This is a genomic window from Acinetobacter sp. TY1 (assembly GCF_048551395.1).
GTDB lineage: Bacteria > Pseudomonadota > Gammaproteobacteria > Pseudomonadales > Moraxellaceae > Acinetobacter.
Window position 1 is genome coordinate 1 of sequence record NZ_JBLYZK010000026.1, and the last position, 18,093, is coordinate 18,093.

Below are 18,093 nucleotides of genomic sequence, written 5' to 3' on the forward strand. Positions count from 1 at the left end.
GTGCCAACGTCTGTTGTTACACGGCCATCTAAAGCTGTAATTGCATTATTATTGGTGGTAATTTTTCCATCCAATGTACCCACTTCAGATGTCATTCTTGTATTTAACGTGCCAACTTCTGTAGTCACACGACCATCCAAACCTGAAATCGCATTGCTATTAGTCGTGATTTTTCCGTCTAATGTGCTGACTTCATTACCGATACGGGTATTCAATGTGCCAACGTCTGTTGTTACACGGCCATCTAAAGCTGTAATTGCATTATTATTGGTGGTAATTTTTCCATCCAATGTGCCAACTTCAGATGTCATTCTTGTATTTAACGTGCCAACTTCTGTTCCTATACGCGTATCCAGCGTGCCAACTTCTGTCGTTACTCGACCATCTAAAGTGCTAATCGCATTACTATTGGTGGCAATTTTTCCATCCAATGTGCCAACTTCAGATGTCATTCTTGTATTTAACGTACCGACTTCTGTTCCTATACGCGTATTCAGCGTTCCAACTTCTGTCGTTACTCGACCATTGATGACTCCAACCGAATCATCCATTTGCTTTTTATTGACAGCATCTGTGGCTTGTGTTCCTTCTGCAACACTCGTAATTTGACGTAAATTCGTTTCACTCCCGACAGCAAAAGTATTGGCACGGTCTGTAACTGAATTTGCGCCTAAAGCAACACTATTTTTGCCTCTTGCTTTTGCTTGAGAACCCATTGCCACATTATATTCATCATAAGCTAAAGCACCGGTTCCTATTGCAACTCCAGAAATAGATGCAGCTGCACCACCTATAGCAACAGCATTACTTAATGCCCAATTTAAATTACTACAATCACTCCCAATAGATACGGCGTTATCTGCAAAGTCGGCAATTGCACTACTTGGATAACTACCACCTATATATTGCGCACTAGCATTACTGCCATTAATTCGAAAAGTAAGTTGTATACCCGGCATAGTATTATTTGAACAAGCAAGACTCTGTACAATATTTCCTGCAAAAACATACGGGCTTAAAAATAGACTACTTATTACAATAAGCGGTTTAATGACTTTTATTTTAGATGCTACTGACTGATTTTTTGTATTTTGCGTTGATTTTGCCTTTCCGTGACTTTTTGCATTTTCAGATACAATCACCATACGTCCAAGTGATTTATTAAAAATGACTTTAAATACTTTATTCATAACATTCCCCACAATGGAAAACTAAAGATATTTCCAATTTGAGCATGTTATAAAAGAATCATTTATCCCTTTGATTGGGTATTTTTCGCCTATATAGTTAAAAAAAATAAAAAGAAATATTAGAAAAATTAATAAAAAAATAGGACTTTGTTCTTGTTTATCCTAAAATATAATGAAAACTTACCCACTAAAATAGTGTAAAAATAGTCTTGTTTAAATATCAAATACCCAATATTAGGGATAGTAATTATTTTGGTCACATGCCACAGTATAAAACAATATATTAGAAGTTTTTAATATGCCTAACAATGATTTAAGTTTACCTGTACCCGTCATTATTGTGGAAGATGAACCACTTATACAAATACGTTTAAAAGAAATACTTTATAATTTAGGATATCAATCAGAAGACCTTTATTTTGCTCAAAATATTGCAATTGCACGAGCACTGTTAGAGAAGCATTCTGTATCTTTTGCATTGGTTGATTTAAACTTACCAGATGGTAATGGTATAGAGTTTATAAGTACTTTAAACAAATATGATCCTACCATTCCCATTTTGGTGATCTCTGCATGGAGTACTGAGGATGCTATCTTCAATGCACTAAGTTCTGGTGCAACGGGCTACGTTTTAAAAGAGCGTGATGATTTAGAAATTACATTTTCTATTCGTAGTATTTTGCGTGGCGGAGCTCCAATTGATCCATTTATTGCTCAAAAAATATTAAAACAATTACAATTCAATGAAAATAATATCACCAGTACAGTAGAAAAAAATGCCCTCGCATTAGAAAATGAAGGAATGCTATCAAAACGTGAACTGGAAATTCTTGAATTGGTCTCACAAGGTTTAAGCAATAAAGAAATTGCCAACCATTTAAACTTATCACGCTATACAGTTGAGTCCCATATTAAACATATTTATCGAAAACTTGCTGTACGGAATCGCTCCAAAGCTGTGGATACAGCGCGAAATTTAGGATTACTCGATTGATTTCAAGACTCTTTAAATTGTTCTTCATTCTTGTTTGTTTAATTAATAACATTGCGCTTGCTCAGCCTTTAGAAACACATCAACCTTATGATTCAAATAAGCTTTGCAAATTTAAAATCATAAGTACGCAAGTTGCCCAAGCTCCCAATAACTCCATGAAAATTCCACAGCAGGGTTGGGAGAACGTAAAATTACCTGATAATTGGGAGACTCGCTGGAAAAACTACACGGGTACAGCTTGGTATAAAATTATTTGGCAACACCAATGCCAAGATCAGAATCAAGCAATTGCATTTTTAATTGAACGTATTACTTTAGCAGGTGCTGTTTACAGTAATAATCAGCTTTTATGGCAAGATAAATCATTACAAGAACCACTTTCACGTAGCTGGAATATGCCACGCTATTGGATTTTACCTTCAGCTTTCTTACAACATGAGCAAAATGAAATTTTAGTTCGTGTCACTGGGATAAATTCACAACAATCTGGTTTAGGTCAACTCAAATTTGGTCTCGCTCAAAACATTATCAATGAAACAGAACAATTAATATTTGAACGTAGAACATTAATTTTTATTAATATTATTATCACATTTGTTGTTGGAACTATTAGTTTTATTATTTGGGCATTTCGCCGTCAAGAAAAAGCTTATGGTTGGTTTGCATTAACTTCATTATTTTGGGGATGTTTTGCTTATAATTTTATTGCCCTTGAGCCATTTCCTTTTTCTAATAGTCTGCTTACTGCCCGGGTAAATCTTATCTTTTTACTTGCTTATACTGGTTGCCTATGCTTATTTTCATGGCGCTTTGCACATCAGCACTTTAAAAAACTTGAATTTTTACTTTTTTCGATCACTTTTATTCTGACAGTAATTTTACTTATAACACCCACTACCTATTTACAACCAGTATTTGCTTTTAGTTTCTATTTTTCGAGCTTCATATTTATTTTAAATTGTATATTTTTTCAATGGATTGCCTACAAAAACCGCCAAAAGGATGTTTTATGGCTTACGGTGATTTTTATAAGTTTTTTAGTCATTATCCTCCATGACTTAATCATTCTAATTAATCATTCTAATCAGTTACCTTGGACACCCTTCGCGGCACCTATTACCAGTATCGCTTTTTCTTTCATTTTAGCTTATCGAATCTCTCAAGATGTTGTTCGCATAGAAAAATTTAACCAAATACTTGAAGAAACAGTAGAAAAAGTCAGTTTTGATTTAGAACAATCTTTAGATAAAAAATATCAACTTGAAATCGAAAATATGCGTCTACAAGAACGTTTAAATCTTTCACATGAATTACACGATGGTTTAGGCGGATCATTAGTACGCTCAATGATTTTACTCGATCACTCTGAAACTATAGAGAAAAATCAAGTACTTTCTATGTTTAAATTATTGCGAAATGACTTAAGACAAGTTATTGACTCAGGTTCAAGTTTAGGTGTTAAAGTTCCTGAGAGTCCAATAATGTGGATCGCGCCTTTAAGGCATCGTTTTGTACAATTATTTGAAGAAATGAATATTGAATCTACTTGGATTTTCTCTAGTTATTGGGTTACTAAACCGCAAGCTTTAAATTGTTTAACGCTATTACGTGTTGCTGAAGAGGCATTAACCAACATTGTAAAACATAGTCAAGCAACCGATGTTGAAGTCTCTTTAATTGAAGATCAGCAAAAGAAGATTATTTTAGAAATTAAAGATAATGGGCAGGGATTTATCGTTGACCTTGTACAAGAAGGACTGCATGTGGGACTTCAAAGTATGCAGGTTAGAATCAAACGTCTAGGTGGCGATTTTCAAATCAGTTCAGTAAAAGGACTCACGGTAATAAGAGCAATTCTACCATTAAAGTAGAATAATACTTAAGTACAATATCTTTACATATTATGCATTTAAGATTACGCTCTTAAAAATACTCACACAATAGATCGTAGAAATTTTAGTCAACAATTTAAATGCAATAGTGTTCTAAATTATACACAGATGCTAACTTGCCAATAAAAATTACCATTGCCTTAAATACTTCGACATATTTTATCTGCATATAAAAATCAGCATACCTTTTAAGATACTGATCAATATAATTTATACGTTTAAATAAGGGGGAATTCCTTGCGACCTAATCAGCAGAACGATATAAAATTGAGTCTTTTTTATCGTCTCAGTTTTATTTCTTTGTTGTTTCTAGCATTACTCCCAATAAAATCATTTGCACAAGCTGAAACATGCCAAACCAATATTCAATCGATCCAAGCTATAAAATCAAATGCAAAAAACTTAGATCAACTTCCTGCCAATGGTTGGAGTTCCATCAAAACATTGCCCGATTTATGGCGTAAACGCTGGCCTGAATACAGTGGCAGTACATGGTATCAAGTGCAATGGTCATATCAATGCCCAACGGATAAAAAATTACCGATCACACTTGTCATTTCGAATATCAATATGGCTGGCGCTCTTTACAGTAATGGTGATTTTGTCTGGCAAGACCAATCTATACATGAGCCTCTATCGCGAAGTTGGCATCAACCTCGTTATTGGATTTTAAACTCTTCAGGACTACAGCAAGGAAAAAATATATTACTGATTCAAGTCATTGGTACGCCAACACAACAATCCGGTCTTGGACAAATTTGGCTTGGTGAGCATGCCAAAATGATGCCCATTTATAAACACCAATGCCTTGAAAAACAAACACTACCCATCTTTAATATCATGATTAATATGGTAGTAGGATTTCTATGTTTAATGGTTTGGCTATTTATACCGAAAGATACTGCTTTTAAGTGGTTTAGTGCCGTATCATTTTTATGGGTAATTTATAGCGGATTAGTGATTTACAATGAACCTATCTTCAACCTTTCAAGCCTTTCTGTTGATAAATTAATCAACATTATTTTTTGTATGTATACAACAGCAGGCTGTCTTGCCGCATGGCGCTTTGCACAGCGTAAATTCAAATGGATTGAACGCTCATTATTCACATTCAATGTCATCGTGATTATTCTCGTTTGTAGTGCTCCAGACGAAATCATACCTAAACTTCTCCCTGTAACATTCACAATTGCCGTTATTATTTTTTTAATGAAGTGCTTCACATACCCATATATTGCTTATAAATCAAAAATTAAAGAGTCATATGTTTTAGCAGTACAATATTTATTTTTTATCCCAATCGCAATCAATGATGCACATTATATGCTGACTTTAGAGGGTATGATTCTTTCACCTTATACATCGCCCATAAATACACTTTTAATTGGTTTTATTTTAGCCTTACGTCTTGCCAATCATAACAAATACATTCAAGAATTTAATAAAACACTTGAGGACTCTATAATTCAAGCTAAAGAATCTCTAAGTATTTCACTCAATGCTCAACATCAACTTGCGTTAGAAAATGCCCGCTTACAAGAGCGCATTCACCTCTCTCATGACTTACATGATGGCTTAGGTGGCTCAATTGTTCGCTCTATGATTCTGCTTGATCACAATGAAAAAGTTGATAAAAATCAAATGATATCCATTTTAAAATTATTACGTAGTGATTTACGCCAAGTTATCGATTCTGGTTCAAGTGCAAGCGTACAAATCGCCGACGATCCAATCTTATGGGTTGCGCCTATGCGTCATCGTTTTGTACAGCTCTTTGAGGAGTTAAACATTGATTCTAAATGGACTTTTGCCAATACATGGATGTATGCACCATCTGCAATTCAATGTTTAACACTCTCTCGCATTATTGAAGAAGCACTCACCAATGTCATTAAACACAGCCAAGCAACTGAAATTTGCGTTGCATTTATTGAAAATGAACAACAACTCATTCTTGAAATTACAGACAATGGTATTGGGTTTAATCCTGATGCTGTTGAACAAGGCCTACATATCGGCTTACAAAGTATGCTAACTCGTGTACAAAAAATTGGGGGACAATTTAACCTCGAATCTGAAATTGGTAAAACCACTATTCAAGTGATTTTACCAAGAAAAACAACTGATTTAGAACAGCAGAATATTAAAAAACCAGATGATTTTCATATATCTAACTTTCAAATTTAAGGTTTTAAAAATTATCGACATATAACTTCAAAATCAACTTTTACCTTCATAAGGGCAACAATCATTTTCCAATAAAATACACTTCAAATATTAAAATAATTGACTTGCACCGCTCAGGTCTTAAAATACCGTTTTCCTTTTTAGATATGCCAGAGTTATGTCGAACGATCAATTAGATTCGCAAGTTGTTGAACTGGACGATTTACACGAGCAACGTGAAATTGTAACGTTTATGCGCCGTTCTTCTCCATTGAACACATCGCAACGCACTGCGCTTGAACAATATGGTCATTTAATTTTGGAATATCCTGTTGGCGATTTACGTCAACATTTTGAACATCCTGAACGCCCACTGACTGTAGAAATCGGTTTTGGTATGGGACGTTCATTGGTGCTTATGGCTAAAGCCAATCCTGAACGTAACTTCGTCGGGATTGAAGTTCATATTCCAGGTATTGCTCAATGCATCTATGAAGCAAGTGTTGCAGAAGTCACTAACCTTCGTGTATTAGATGCCGATGCCATCCAAGTTCTACGTGAAATGCCTGATAACAGCATCAATGCCGTTCAACTCTATTTCCCTGATCCATGGCAGAAAAAACGCCACTTCAAACGTCGTTTCGTTTCACATGACCGTATGCCACTCATTGAAGAAAAATTAGAGATGGGCGGTACATTCCATGCAGCAACAGACTGGGAACCGTATGCTGAATGGATGCTTGATGTCTTAGATAACCGTCCACGTCTAGAAAATGTAGCAGGTAAAGGCAATAGCTACCCTCGTCCAGATTGGCGTCCACAAACTAAATTTGAGCGTCGTGGTCTTGAATCAGGTCATAAAATTAATGATTTCTACTTTAAGAAAATCAATTAATTTCACTTAAACCTAAGGTATAAAAAAGAGCAGTTCTATACTGCTCTTTTTTATACCTTAACCTTCATTTAACAGCTATTTTTTTGATTTTCAATAGCTCAATAAACACCATCTTGAGCTTGATGACGCTGTAAAATCTGCTCGTTCAATAATGTATATGCACTTTTCAATTCATCTTGCCGAGCACTTTCAAGCATGGTTTGGTGCATTTGTAAAATATGCTGATCACCACGCATTGCAGGACCTGTCTGCATCCTTCGAGGATCATTTTGTGTTGCTTTGTGCGCAGTTTCTAGGATTAATGGATAGAGCAAGCTAAAATCAACTTGCTGTGCATCGGTGACTTGTTTTGCCATGTCATAACAATAATTACTAAAATTACAGGCAAATACTGCAGCCAAATGCAAACTCAAACGTTGTGCCGAAGAATACAAATACACGCTTTGGCTTAAACTTTGCGCTAAATCATTTAAAATTGCTAAATCTTGCGCTGTACTTGCTTCGACAAAAAGTGGTGTAGTTGACCAATCAACTTCTCGTTCTAAACTAAATGTTTGCAAAGGATAAAATACCCCAGATCGTGTATGAAACTGAGTCAATACGCATAAATCCGTACTTCCTGAGGTATGTACAGTCAATACATTAGGTAAGTATTTTGCAACTTGCTCAATCACCTGTGCAATAGACTGATCACTCACGGCAATAATGAGTAAATCAATATCCGATTGAATATACTCAATTTGATTTACAGCTTGTGCTTTCACTTTTTCTGCGAGCTGCTCAGCATGTGTGTACTGACGACTATAAATTTGCACAATCTGATATGATCGTGCCAAAACTTTTGCTAAATGTGTCGCCACTCGCCCCGAACCAATCAAACTAATACGCATCACTCATCCTTCAAACACTTTACCCCATCCCAATTTTTCAACTTTCAAAAAGAAAGGGGTGGTATGACCCATCCCTTTATCTTACGTTACATCTGCTATTCACTCATTAAAATTATGGAAAAACATCAAAATGTCGCCTACTTCATATCAATTACTGCATAACATCAAATGCAATACGACGGTTTTTAAATTGTCCTTCTTTGGTTGTATTATCTGCAACAGGATTTTCTTGACCAAAACCTTGTACTGTCAATTTTGATCCATCAACACCCTGAGCCACTAAATAATCAGCCACAGCCTGTGCACGTTTTTGTGATAAAACTTTGTTTGAATCGGCATTACCGACCGAATCGGTATAACCATTAATCACAAGCTGAGCGTTCGGTAATGGTTTCATCAACGTTGCTGCTTGATTTAAAACAGCCTTATTCGCTTCGGGAATAACATTTGAGCCACTAGCAAAATTAATAATCTGTAAGTTCAATGCTTTTACAATATCTTGCGGCTGAGCTTGTGCAGGATTAATTGCAGTCATCGCTTGTTGGGCTTGATCAATACTTGAATTTACTGCTGTATTAATATCAAGGGGTTGGTCTAATTGAACATGTGCTGTTTTTAACAAAGGTTGAATTTGTGTGGCTAATTTTTGTAAAATTACCGCATCTGTACCTTTCAAGCTCAGAGTATTCCCCGTCCAAGTCAATGAAACACCTGGTACGCCTTTAATCAGATTCAATACACCAGCAAAAGCTTCTTGATCAACAAGTGCTGAAGTAAAACCTTCTGTACCCGTTACACAACCTGTTGGATGGCTAAACAGTTGTTTAATTTGCTGTTGTAAACTCGCAATGAAGCTTGCATCACCAATATTTGCCTGACAGCTTTGTAGCTGCCCCTTATCATCGGTTGATAATATAAAAATTGAATCATTTTGCGCAGTTATTGCTCCTGATTGATTGGTTTGTACAGGAGTTGTTTGTACATCATTATTTTTACAACTACGTAAACCCCAAAAAGCCAGACACAACAAAATAATTAATGCTACTAAAGCAGACCAGAAGCCGCCATTAGATTTTTTTTGTACCGTTGCAGGAGTGGGTTCAACTGTCGAATGTGCAACTGTTGGCTCAGGGCTTACAGGTACAATCGGCTCCACTACAGATTCATTTGGTATAACCAGAGCTTCATCAACATTTTTAGCAACATTCAGTGTTGGTTGACCTAAACTTGCTACAGTGGCTTGAGCTGTGGTCGCAAGCCCACCTAGTCCAATCGCGCCCAAAATTGCCTGTGCCCACGGCGCAAGACTAGGATGATCACCCTCATGCTTTTGGCTTAAATAATGCTGTATGACCACCGGATCACGAGAACCAGCTTCATCTTCAATTGTATTTAAAACAGGTGGTATAGAACGATTCAATAATAACTCGACATCATTTGGTGATGCGGTTTGACTAATTGCTGCCAAAAATTGATCTTTTAGCTCAGTATGCCCTGAAAAAATATCACTTAAACGTGGATTCAAATTATTTTGAAATATACTAATCCACTCAGGTTTAGCTTTCAATGCTGTCAATAAAAATGGGTAAAATTGTTCGAGTGCATATTTTTTTGCATCGATATCCGATGTCTCACTCGTCATTAACATTGGTGTAACACGATCTTTTAAAAGCGCGAGCAGATCCATGTAGTGTTCCTCATATCAAAAATTTTATTTTTTTCGAGATTCAATTCATATATTTGTCTATAACTGCAACATTATGTGCTTAAATTTTTATGAATATTATTAATTTTTGTAATTCAATTCGTTGCTGTTTTAAAAAATAAAAGCCAACCAAAGTTGACTTTCACTCCGAACTAAAAATAATAAATCTAAATGACTTTAAGGTTCCAGATTATAAATTTTTTGTCGTAATTCAGCAGTACGTTGAGTTGTCATATTGGTTTGACAATTCAAATGATAAACTTCGGGATTATCCGTACCACTACTTTCAAGCTTACATTCCAACTCACGTTTTTTTAACCACAATCGTTGCTCATCCAATAATTGACTACGAATATCGGCTGTTGTTGCATTCCAAACGAGATTCAAATTTTCATTCGCTTTGTCTAAATTAGCTTGAGCCTCACTGACTAAAATAGCTTGATACTCTTCGGCATCGGCATTCGCTTGTGCCTCTTCCTTCATTTGCTCCTGATGAGCAACTTCTGCAGCATTTTGTCTTGCAGATTTAAGTAAAGAATCTATAGCAATATCGCGAACAAAAATTGCTAATGCATCTGGATTCTCTAAAGTTACATAAACTTTCTTACCATCATCCGTTGGTTGGACAATATATTCTAGTTCTTTTTTTAATTGGTTCGCTTCAAGTGTCAAATCCGATAAAACCGCTGCTTGAGCAATATTATTCTCATTGTAGACAGCCCTTGCAGCATCAGCATCTTTAATCATTTGTCCTGGGACATTCACAATAAATTGTGTCGCACAGTATTCTTTTTTACTGTTTGGGTCTGATGAGTTGGTTCGAACATCTGTGACATTAAATGTAATTTGTTTCAATGCAGCGCGAAGTTTCCCCATATCAATCGTAATATTTTCTTCAGAGATTAATGCCTTCACTCGCTCAGCGGCAGAATTGCTTACACTTTTACTAAATGTTTCTACAACTAGCTCTTTGGCTGTTTCATTGCTACATGATACTCCACCACCTGTCATGGACTTCACTTGATCACATCCAACAAACATCAAAGTGCTGCACAATAAAGCTAAAATTTTATATTTCATAACGTTTCCACAATATTCAATGATCTTTTAAAGTTTCTTTAAATTTGATTCATATTTTATCAACTAACCATAATGCATCTAAAAATTATGGTTTATAATTATTATTCGCCTTCATAATACTCACCACCTTCCGAATATTCAGCTTCATGTGCTTCTGTACGTGATTGAATCATTGCATTTTCTTTTTCAGAATAATTTCTTGAAGATTGATTTATCTGATTTTTTTCAATCTGCGGCTTTAAAAAAGCATACAACAAAGTATCTGAAATAAATTTTCTAATCACATTAGTATCTGTCACAGATGCAATAACCTTATCTCCCTTATCTGTCGGTTGAAGAGTGTATTGCAAATCTTTACTAATTTTACCGGCAATATAATCAATATCCTCTTTTAATGCCTGAGCTTCAACAGTATCAAACCCGACTTTCGTTCTCGCTTCATCCGACTTTTTCACAAGATCCGAAGGTATATTCACCGTTAAATCTAATGAACATGTTGTTTTAGTGCTATCAGGATCAATATGATCTGTTCGGCTATCAACTAATTTGAACTGGACACTTTGAGCAGATAATTTTAGTTTTGCAGGATCTAAATCTTTAATCTCACCACGCTGAATAAAACCTTTTAACTCATTTTCTAATAATTTATTTAAGTCTTCACGTAAAACTTCTTCGACTAATTTTAGACCACTTTCATCATCACACTTTACATGTTTTGAGAAAATACTATTACACCCAGATAAAACAACAGAAAGTGAAGAAATTAGTAAAAATGTTTTTAGTTTCATATATATGCCCTCTTTATTACATTATTTTACATAAATCAAAATAAAATAACAATTAGGTCACAATAAATAAAAAGCCAACCGAAGTTGACTTTAAAGATGAGAAGCGCAAAACTAAAAAGTAAATAAAACTATTAAGCTGTAAATGTTTTAACCACTTTACCGATTACTTGCTGATTGATTAAAGGCGTATTTTTTCCTTGAGAAATAATACTGTCTTTGCTCAAAACCCATTCAGTCGTTGGATCGATCAGTACTAGACCTGCTTCTTGCGCCCATTGTTCGGCCATGTTCGCAACTTGTGCAGGTTTAATGGTCACTTTTTCAACCCATTCTAAAGGTGTGAACAAACCTTCATTGACCAACTGAATCCCAAATGGAATATAACTATCAAATGCAGTAAAGCCTGGTTGAGTTTCTGCAAATGGTGCCATTTTTGCGGAACTACTGAGTGGTTCATGATGAGTACAAATTGCATCAATCACTCCTTCTTTCACACCTTGACGTAACAATTCTTTATCAGATTCAGAACGTAATGGTGGACGCACATGTGCCAACGAATTAAATCCATCAATCAACTGATCAGTTAAATGTAGTTGATGCATCGCAACATCTGCAGTTACAGGTAACCCTTTAGCTTTCGCAGCTTTAATTAGCTCAACCGACGCACCACATGACAATAAACCAAAGTGTGCACGCACGCCCGTCGCTTCAATCATTAACAAATATTTGGCAATTGCAATGGTTTCTGCCAAAGCAGGAATAGTCGGCAAGCCCTGACGTGAAGCCATAAAGCCTTCATGTACACAGCCATCTTTGGCAATTTGGTGTTCTTCTGCATAAAACACCACGGTCATGTCTAAACCCGCGGCATATTCAAGTGAACGAATCACAACATCATCATTGGCAAAAGCTTCATTGGCATTGGTCACGGCGGTACAACCACCTTTTTTCAAGCCCGCCATATTTGCAGGTTGATTGCCTTTTAAGCCTTGTGTTTGCGCACCAATTACTTGCAAATAGATACCACCATCCAACATGGCTTTTTCAACTAAGCCATGAATCAATGCACCATTATCTTGAACAATTGGCTTTGAATCTGGTGGAGTAATTACATGCAAAATCCCATTTTCACGGGCAGCCTTACCTTCAGATTTGAGCGTTCCATGTTGCTGTTGACCTGGTTCACGTAAACGTGCACACAAATCCACCATGGTTGGCATCAGCCATTTGCCTTGACCATCAATTGTTTCAGCGATGTTTTCATTTGCTTCGACACGGTGACCATTTTCAATATAAACCGTTTCGACTGTATCCGTTTTTTTGATCGGATCAAGGACACGAACATTTTCAATTTTTACAATACTCATGACTTCACCTTATCCCACAATCGCATCTAACAAACCTTTTTCCTGTAACTGCCCTTGCATAGATAGGGCAAGCACTGCCATGCGCACGGCAATACCATTGGTCACCTGATGCAAAATGACCGACTGTGCACCATCAGCGATACTTGAGTCAATTTCTACACCACGGTTCATTGGCCCTGGATGCATCACGATACAATCTGGTTTTGCCAAAGCTAAACGTTCTTTGTTTAAACCATACATTTTGTAAAATTCAGCTTGTGAAGCCAATGCAGGAGAATCGATCCGTTCATTTTGAATACGCAAAGTAATGATCACATCACAATTACGAATACCGTCTTCCATATTATTGAATAAACGAACACCTTCACCATATTCAGTAAAACCATACGGTAGCAAAGTATTTGGCGCAACTACACGAATATCGGTGCAACCCAATGTTTGCAATGCAGCAACATCTGAACGTGCAACACGCGAATGTTTAATATCACCAATAATAGCAACAGAGAGATCTTCAAATTTCTTTTTAGTTTCACGGCGAATGGTCAGCATATCCAACATCGCTTGCGTTGGATGGGCATGTCGACCATCACCTGCATTAATGATTGCAATATCTGGACAGACATCTTTAGCAATGAAATGTGCTGCACCTGAAGATGAATGACGTACTACAAAAATATCTGCCGCCATTGCTTCAAGATTCCACAAGGTATCACGTAATGTTTCACCTTTAGATGTACTCGAACGAGCAATATCAATATTCAAAACATTGGCAGATAAGCGTTTTGCAGCGGCTTCAAAAGTGGTACGGGTACGTGTTGAATTTTCAAAGAAAAGGTTCATCACTGTACGACCTTCAAGCAAATTATTGTTAATTAGCTGATTTTGGTCATTAAAAAAGGACTGTGCCGTGTCCAATATTTTTGTCAGTGTTTCTTTAGAAAGACCTTCGATGGTGAGGAAGTGTTTTAAATTTCCATCTTGATTGAGTTGAATCTGACTCGGTGTATGCAATGCCGCCAAGTGCATGAGAGATTCCTTATTGTTAAGTTAATGCATTATACAGAGATTCATTTCCAATAGCAGACGAACTTTTCACCAATCAGGATCAATAAAAATAATGACAATACATTTCAATAAGATAAATTAAATATCATTTTAGAAACATAAATTCAGCTTTTCTTATTTTTGAGTATGCTTAATCATTACACTCAAATAAATATGTACATAAAATTCAAATAAATATAGGTAATATATTAAATATGCTCACATATTATAATCAGCAATATCTATATCATGCACTTCGATATTCCTGTCCAATTGAAGTGCATAAAGAATTAAAATTAACGTAATGCACCAATATAGTGATGTGAAACTTGCGCCTGATATTCTTCATTTGTGACTTCTGACTGTCCTGTTGATTCCGAGAAAGTTTCTAGATTTTCTTTATTTTGAACAAAATCATCTTCATCATGAATCTCAATCTGGCTTTCTTTTAAAATTAAAGCTTGTAAGCGATTAATCAATCGATCTAATTCTTCATCCTGTAAGAGTGCTGCATGTTGAATGATATAGCCTGCATAAGCCTTATTTTCCACCAAATACATGACATCAATCATCCGCCCTGCCACACGACGCATACGGGCGTACATTAAAGTTGCTATCGAAAATGCATCTGAATGTGCAATAAATCCTGTATTTGTTACGTCTTGAATTGTATCTTGCATAGAACCCCCAAAGATTTATTTTTAAATTCAAGCAAAATAACTAATAATTCGCTTGATAAAATACGATAATTATTTAAGCAATTTACGTACCAATATTTTAGAGAATCAACATTAATCAATGAACAATTAAGAATAACAATCACTCAAAACTTCAAATATCATTTACTCATAAAATGTACCCAACACATTTGTAGTGAAATCAGGATTAATACAAAACCCATGACGATATTAAAATTATTGCTCTATTAAAATCATTCAAGCGAACATAAGTGTTCTTTTTTATAAAGATAAAAAAAAAAGATTTGGACTATGTCTAAATTCCAAGCATATCAATCAACAATGTTCCAAATTTAAAGTAATTTCTTAAAAAATGATCTTTGATCACGCATTCGTCAAGTTTTCATCATCAAAATACGCTAAAATAACCGATTGCTTTTTTCTCCTGGAAATTTTCATGAATTCAAAACCACGTCTTTCTACATATTGGGTTACCTGTGCAGATGGACTAGAAACCTTACTGCAAGAAGAAATTCAAGGTTTAGGGATTCAAAACATTGAAAAATTTCCTGGACGTTTAATCTTTAAAGGCAAGCTTGAAGATGCGTACCGTGTATGTATGTGGTCACGCCTTGCTTCTCGTGTATTGACGCCTATTCATGTGCATGAGCTTGATTTTACGCATGATGCTCGTGATGTTGCAGAAGAGCTTTACGAAGGCGCAATGAACTTTGATTGGTCACTTATTTTTGCACCACAAAGTACTTTTGCGGTTCGCCTACATATAGAGCGTGAGATTAAAGTAAACTCACAATTTGCTACCTTACGCGTAAAAGACGGTATCGTCGACTCGTTTATGGAAGCTGTGGGTAAACGCCCAAGTATCGACATTAAACAGCCTGAAATTACCATTTATGCCCTTGCAGGTAAAACAGAACACACCTATTGCTTAGATTTATCAGGTGATTCACTGCATAAACGTGGTTATCGCCACTACATGACTGATGCACCAATTAAGGAAAACCTTGCTGCTGCCATCTTGCAAAAAGCAGGCGTAAAAGACCGTAATCCTGACATTTTTTTAGATCCAATGTGTGGTTCAGGTACTTTCATTATTGAATCATTGATGATTTTGACAGATCGTGCACCGGGTCTTGTGCGCCGTTTCGGTTTCAATGGTTGGAATGGTCACGACCATGATTTATGGATGTCTGTTAAAAATGAAGCGGCTGAACGTCATCAACATGCCCTTTCTCAACCTCTTCCACAGTTTTATGCTTATGATGCAGACTGGGAAGCGGTAAAAGCGACCAAACAAAATATTATTGCAGCCGGTTTCGAATCTGTACTTGATCAAATTAAAATTGAAGAACGTACTTTAGCCGATTGGCCTGATTTCCAAGCCGAAGGTAAAACGGCAGTGATTGTCACCAATCCACCGTATGGTGAGCGTTTAGGTGAAAAAGCATCGAACCGTGCCTTGTATCTTGGGCTTTCTGCACTCTTACAGAAAAACTTCCCAAATCAATATGCAGCCGTGATTGCAGCTGCGGTTGAACAAGCCGACGTTCTCGCGTTTAACGATCCACAAATTTTACGTTTGATGAATGGTAAGCTTCCAATTTACATCCGTTTTGGTACGATCAAACCCGCAACTGTCAGCCGTCCATTTTTAGCTGAATGGCAGCCTCAACAATTTGAAGAAATTGAAGGTGCTGTTGAATTTGCCAATCGTTTGCAAAAAAATATGCAAACTTTGAAAAAATGGGCTGTAAAAGAAAATATTTATTGCTTACGTTTGTATGATGCAGACTTACCTGACTTCAATGTTGCGATTGATTTATATGGTGATCGTCTACATGTTCAAGAATATGCACCACCAAAAACTATTGATCCTGAAAAAGCCAAAAAACGTTTTAATTTAGCATTGCAAGCAATTCGTGCTGTAACGGGCTTAGGTCGTGATGCAATTTTCATCAAAACGCGTGCACGCCAAGAAGGTAAAACACAGTACGCTAAGCAAAGTACTGCATCGAAGCGTTTTATCGTGCAAGAAGGCAAAGCAAAAATCTTAATCAATTTAACTGATTATTTAGACACAGGTTTGTTCCTCGATCACCGTCAAATGCGTTTACGTATTGCCGCTGAAGCGAAAGGTAAACACTTCCTAAACTTGTATAGTTATACTTCAACAGCAAGTGTACATGCCGCTTTAGGTGGTGCTGCAAGTACAACAAGTGTCGATTTATCGAATACTTACCTAAACTGGTCTAAAGAAAACTTTGTTTTGAATGGTTTGACGGTAGATCATGTTGACCAACAACATCAATTCTTTGCAAGCGATTGTTTTGAATGGTTAAAAGAAGGTCATGAACAATATGAATTGATCTTTATTGACCCGCCAACATTCTCAAACTCTAAAAAGTTTTACGGTACATTTGACGTACAACGTGATCATAACTCATTGTTAAAACGCGCAATGAATCGTTTAACGACAGACGGTACGTTGTATTTTTCAAATAACTATCGTGGTTTCGAAATGGATGAAGAAGTTCAAGCCATGTTCAATGTTGAAGAAATCAGTAATGAAACCATTGGTCTAGACTTCAAGCGTAATCAAAAAATCCACCGTGCTTGGAAAATTACCCATCATCCTGTGTAATTGTTTCACATAACGCTTACTATAAGTGTGTTAAAAACCGATTCAGGCAATATGTCTTGAATCGGTTTTTTTATCTTTACTTAGCGATTAATCAAACCGCCAGCGTCAATTTCATGTCCAGAATACAGCGTTATCGTATCTTTCGTCGTCACCCGAATATCATGACGTTGATTTGGATTTTCACTGATGTCTATAAATCTAAATCCTGTTAGTGGTCGTACATATCGATCGCCAGGCTTACTTGAATCTCTATCTTTCTTTTTCCATTCATAATCTGTTAAAACAGTTGAATAAATTTCATCTTTTTTTGCCTCATTAGCTCTTTTATTGGCAATTTGATTATGTACATTATTTTGTTCATCAAGAGGTTGTTGAACATCTTGTTTCACTGAACTAATAATAATAGGCGTGAGTTGTGCTAAACCGACATATTGTTCTGAAAGGCTTTGATCATCTAATTTATTTGCAAATACTGACGTTGAGCTCCCCATCATCAATACTGCAATAAGTAAGTGAGTGTATTTGAGTTTATTTATCCCTATGACCATCATGATCAACCTTCTACTTTTTATTCTTCCTGTCTAAAAAACTACCAACTTTAGACATATGTTGCAATAACATGATCTAACAACCCGATAACAGGCACTAATATTCTGCATATTACTTATTCTAGACAATAAAAAACCTAGCCGAAGCTAGGTTTTTTTTATTTACAGCATTGATTTATTACATATTAAGTTAAA

14 protein-coding genes are annotated in these 18,093 nt (G+C 36.1%); 5 read left to right on the forward strand and 9 right to left on the reverse strand.

All coding sequences use genetic code 11. From position 1 onward, the window contains the following. Window positions 1-1,190, reverse strand: a 1,190-nt coding sequence (locus ACK2M2_RS13040) for an ESPR-type extended signal peptide-containing protein (protein WP_419349153.1), incomplete at its 3' end; no start/stop codon positions are given. A 298-nt stretch (window positions 1,191-1,488) separates the two neighbouring features. Here ACK2M2_RS13040 and ACK2M2_RS13045 point away from each other — a divergent pair. The 4 genes from ACK2M2_RS13045 to trmB all read left to right on the forward strand — a co-directional run bounded on the left by ACK2M2_RS13045 (window position 1,489) and on the right by trmB (window position 7,137). Continuing rightward, on the forward strand, window positions 1,489-2,184 hold the full coding sequence (locus tag ACK2M2_RS13045; protein WP_409511763.1) for a LuxR C-terminal-related transcriptional regulator: 696 nt from the start codon (window positions 1,489-1,491) through the stop codon (window positions 2,182-2,184). Then, window positions 2,181-4,055 carry an ATP-binding protein gene (locus tag ACK2M2_RS13050; protein WP_419349156.1) on the forward strand — a complete coding sequence of 625 codons (1,875 nt, stop codon included), beginning with the start codon at window positions 2,181-2,183 and terminating at the stop codon, window positions 4,053-4,055. Before ACK2M2_RS13045 ends, ACK2M2_RS13050 begins: the two co-directional genes overlap by 4 nt. Before the next feature lie 288 nt (window positions 4,056-4,343). Further along, entirely contained in the window at window positions 4,344-6,263 is a 1,920-nt protein-coding gene (locus tag ACK2M2_RS13055; RefSeq protein ID WP_419349159.1) for a sensor histidine kinase, read from the forward strand. A gap of 157 nt (window positions 6,264-6,420) precedes the next feature. Further along, the gene (gene trmB / locus ACK2M2_RS13060) at window positions 6,421-7,137 is read left to right on the forward strand and encodes a tRNA (guanosine(46)-N7)-methyltransferase TrmB (RefSeq protein WP_419349162.1); all 717 of its coding nucleotides are present in this window, start codon (window positions 6,421-6,423) and stop codon (window positions 7,135-7,137) included. A gap of 98 nt (window positions 7,138-7,235) precedes the next feature. Here trmB and ACK2M2_RS13065 read toward each other — a convergent pair whose 3' ends face one another. The 7 genes from ACK2M2_RS13065 to ACK2M2_RS13095 form a co-directional block, all read right to left on the reverse strand. Further along, the gene (locus ACK2M2_RS13065; RefSeq protein ID WP_419349165.1) at window positions 7,236-8,027 is read right to left on the reverse strand and encodes a Rossmann-like and DUF2520 domain-containing protein; all 792 of its coding nucleotides are present in this window, start codon (window positions 8,025-8,027) and stop codon (window positions 7,236-7,238) included. A 151-nt stretch (window positions 8,028-8,178) separates the two neighbouring features. After that, window positions 8,179-9,714 carry an OmpA family protein gene (locus ACK2M2_RS13070; RefSeq protein WP_419349168.1) on the reverse strand — a complete coding sequence of 512 codons (1,536 nt, stop codon included), beginning with the start codon at window positions 9,712-9,714 and terminating at the stop codon, window positions 8,179-8,181. A gap of 195 nt (window positions 9,715-9,909) precedes the next feature. Beyond that, window positions 9,910-10,812 carry a lysozyme inhibitor LprI family protein gene (locus tag ACK2M2_RS13075; protein ID WP_409511769.1) on the reverse strand — a complete coding sequence of 301 codons (903 nt, stop codon included), beginning with the start codon at window positions 10,810-10,812 and terminating at the stop codon, window positions 9,910-9,912. A gap of 101 nt (window positions 10,813-10,913) precedes the next feature. Next, a complete protein-coding gene (locus ACK2M2_RS13080; protein ID WP_419349172.1) occupies window positions 10,914-11,600 on the reverse strand; it encodes a hypothetical protein in 687 nt (228 codons plus the stop codon). A 131-nt stretch (window positions 11,601-11,731) separates the two neighbouring features. Beyond that, the gene (locus ACK2M2_RS13085; RefSeq protein ID WP_409511771.1) at window positions 11,732-12,967 is read right to left on the reverse strand and encodes a dihydroorotase; all 1,236 of its coding nucleotides are present in this window, start codon (window positions 12,965-12,967) and stop codon (window positions 11,732-11,734) included. A 9-nt stretch (window positions 12,968-12,976) separates the two neighbouring features. Then, the gene (locus ACK2M2_RS13090; protein WP_409511772.1) at window positions 12,977-13,993 is read right to left on the reverse strand and encodes an aspartate carbamoyltransferase catalytic subunit; all 1,017 of its coding nucleotides are present in this window, start codon (window positions 13,991-13,993) and stop codon (window positions 12,977-12,979) included. Window positions 13,994-14,307: 314 nt separating this feature from the next. Then, the gene (locus ACK2M2_RS13095) at window positions 14,308-14,691 is read right to left on the reverse strand and encodes a hypothetical protein (protein WP_419349175.1); all 384 of its coding nucleotides are present in this window, start codon (window positions 14,689-14,691) and stop codon (window positions 14,308-14,310) included. Window positions 14,692-15,145: 454 nt separating this feature from the next. Between ACK2M2_RS13095 and rlmKL the strand changes: the two genes are divergently transcribed. Next, window positions 15,146-17,350, forward strand: coding sequence for a bifunctional 23S rRNA (guanine(2069)-N(7))-methyltransferase RlmK/23S rRNA (guanine(2445)-N(2))-methyltransferase RlmL (gene rlmKL, locus ACK2M2_RS13100; RefSeq protein WP_419349178.1), 2,205 nt, complete (start codon window positions 15,146-15,148; stop codon window positions 17,348-17,350). A gap of 80 nt (window positions 17,351-17,430) precedes the next feature. On the opposite strand, the gene ACK2M2_RS13105 is transcribed toward rlmKL, so the two are convergent. After that, a complete protein-coding gene (locus ACK2M2_RS13105; protein ID WP_419349181.1) occupies window positions 17,431-17,901 on the reverse strand; it encodes a hypothetical protein in 471 nt (156 codons plus the stop codon). Window positions 17,902-18,093: the final 192 nt, after the last annotated feature.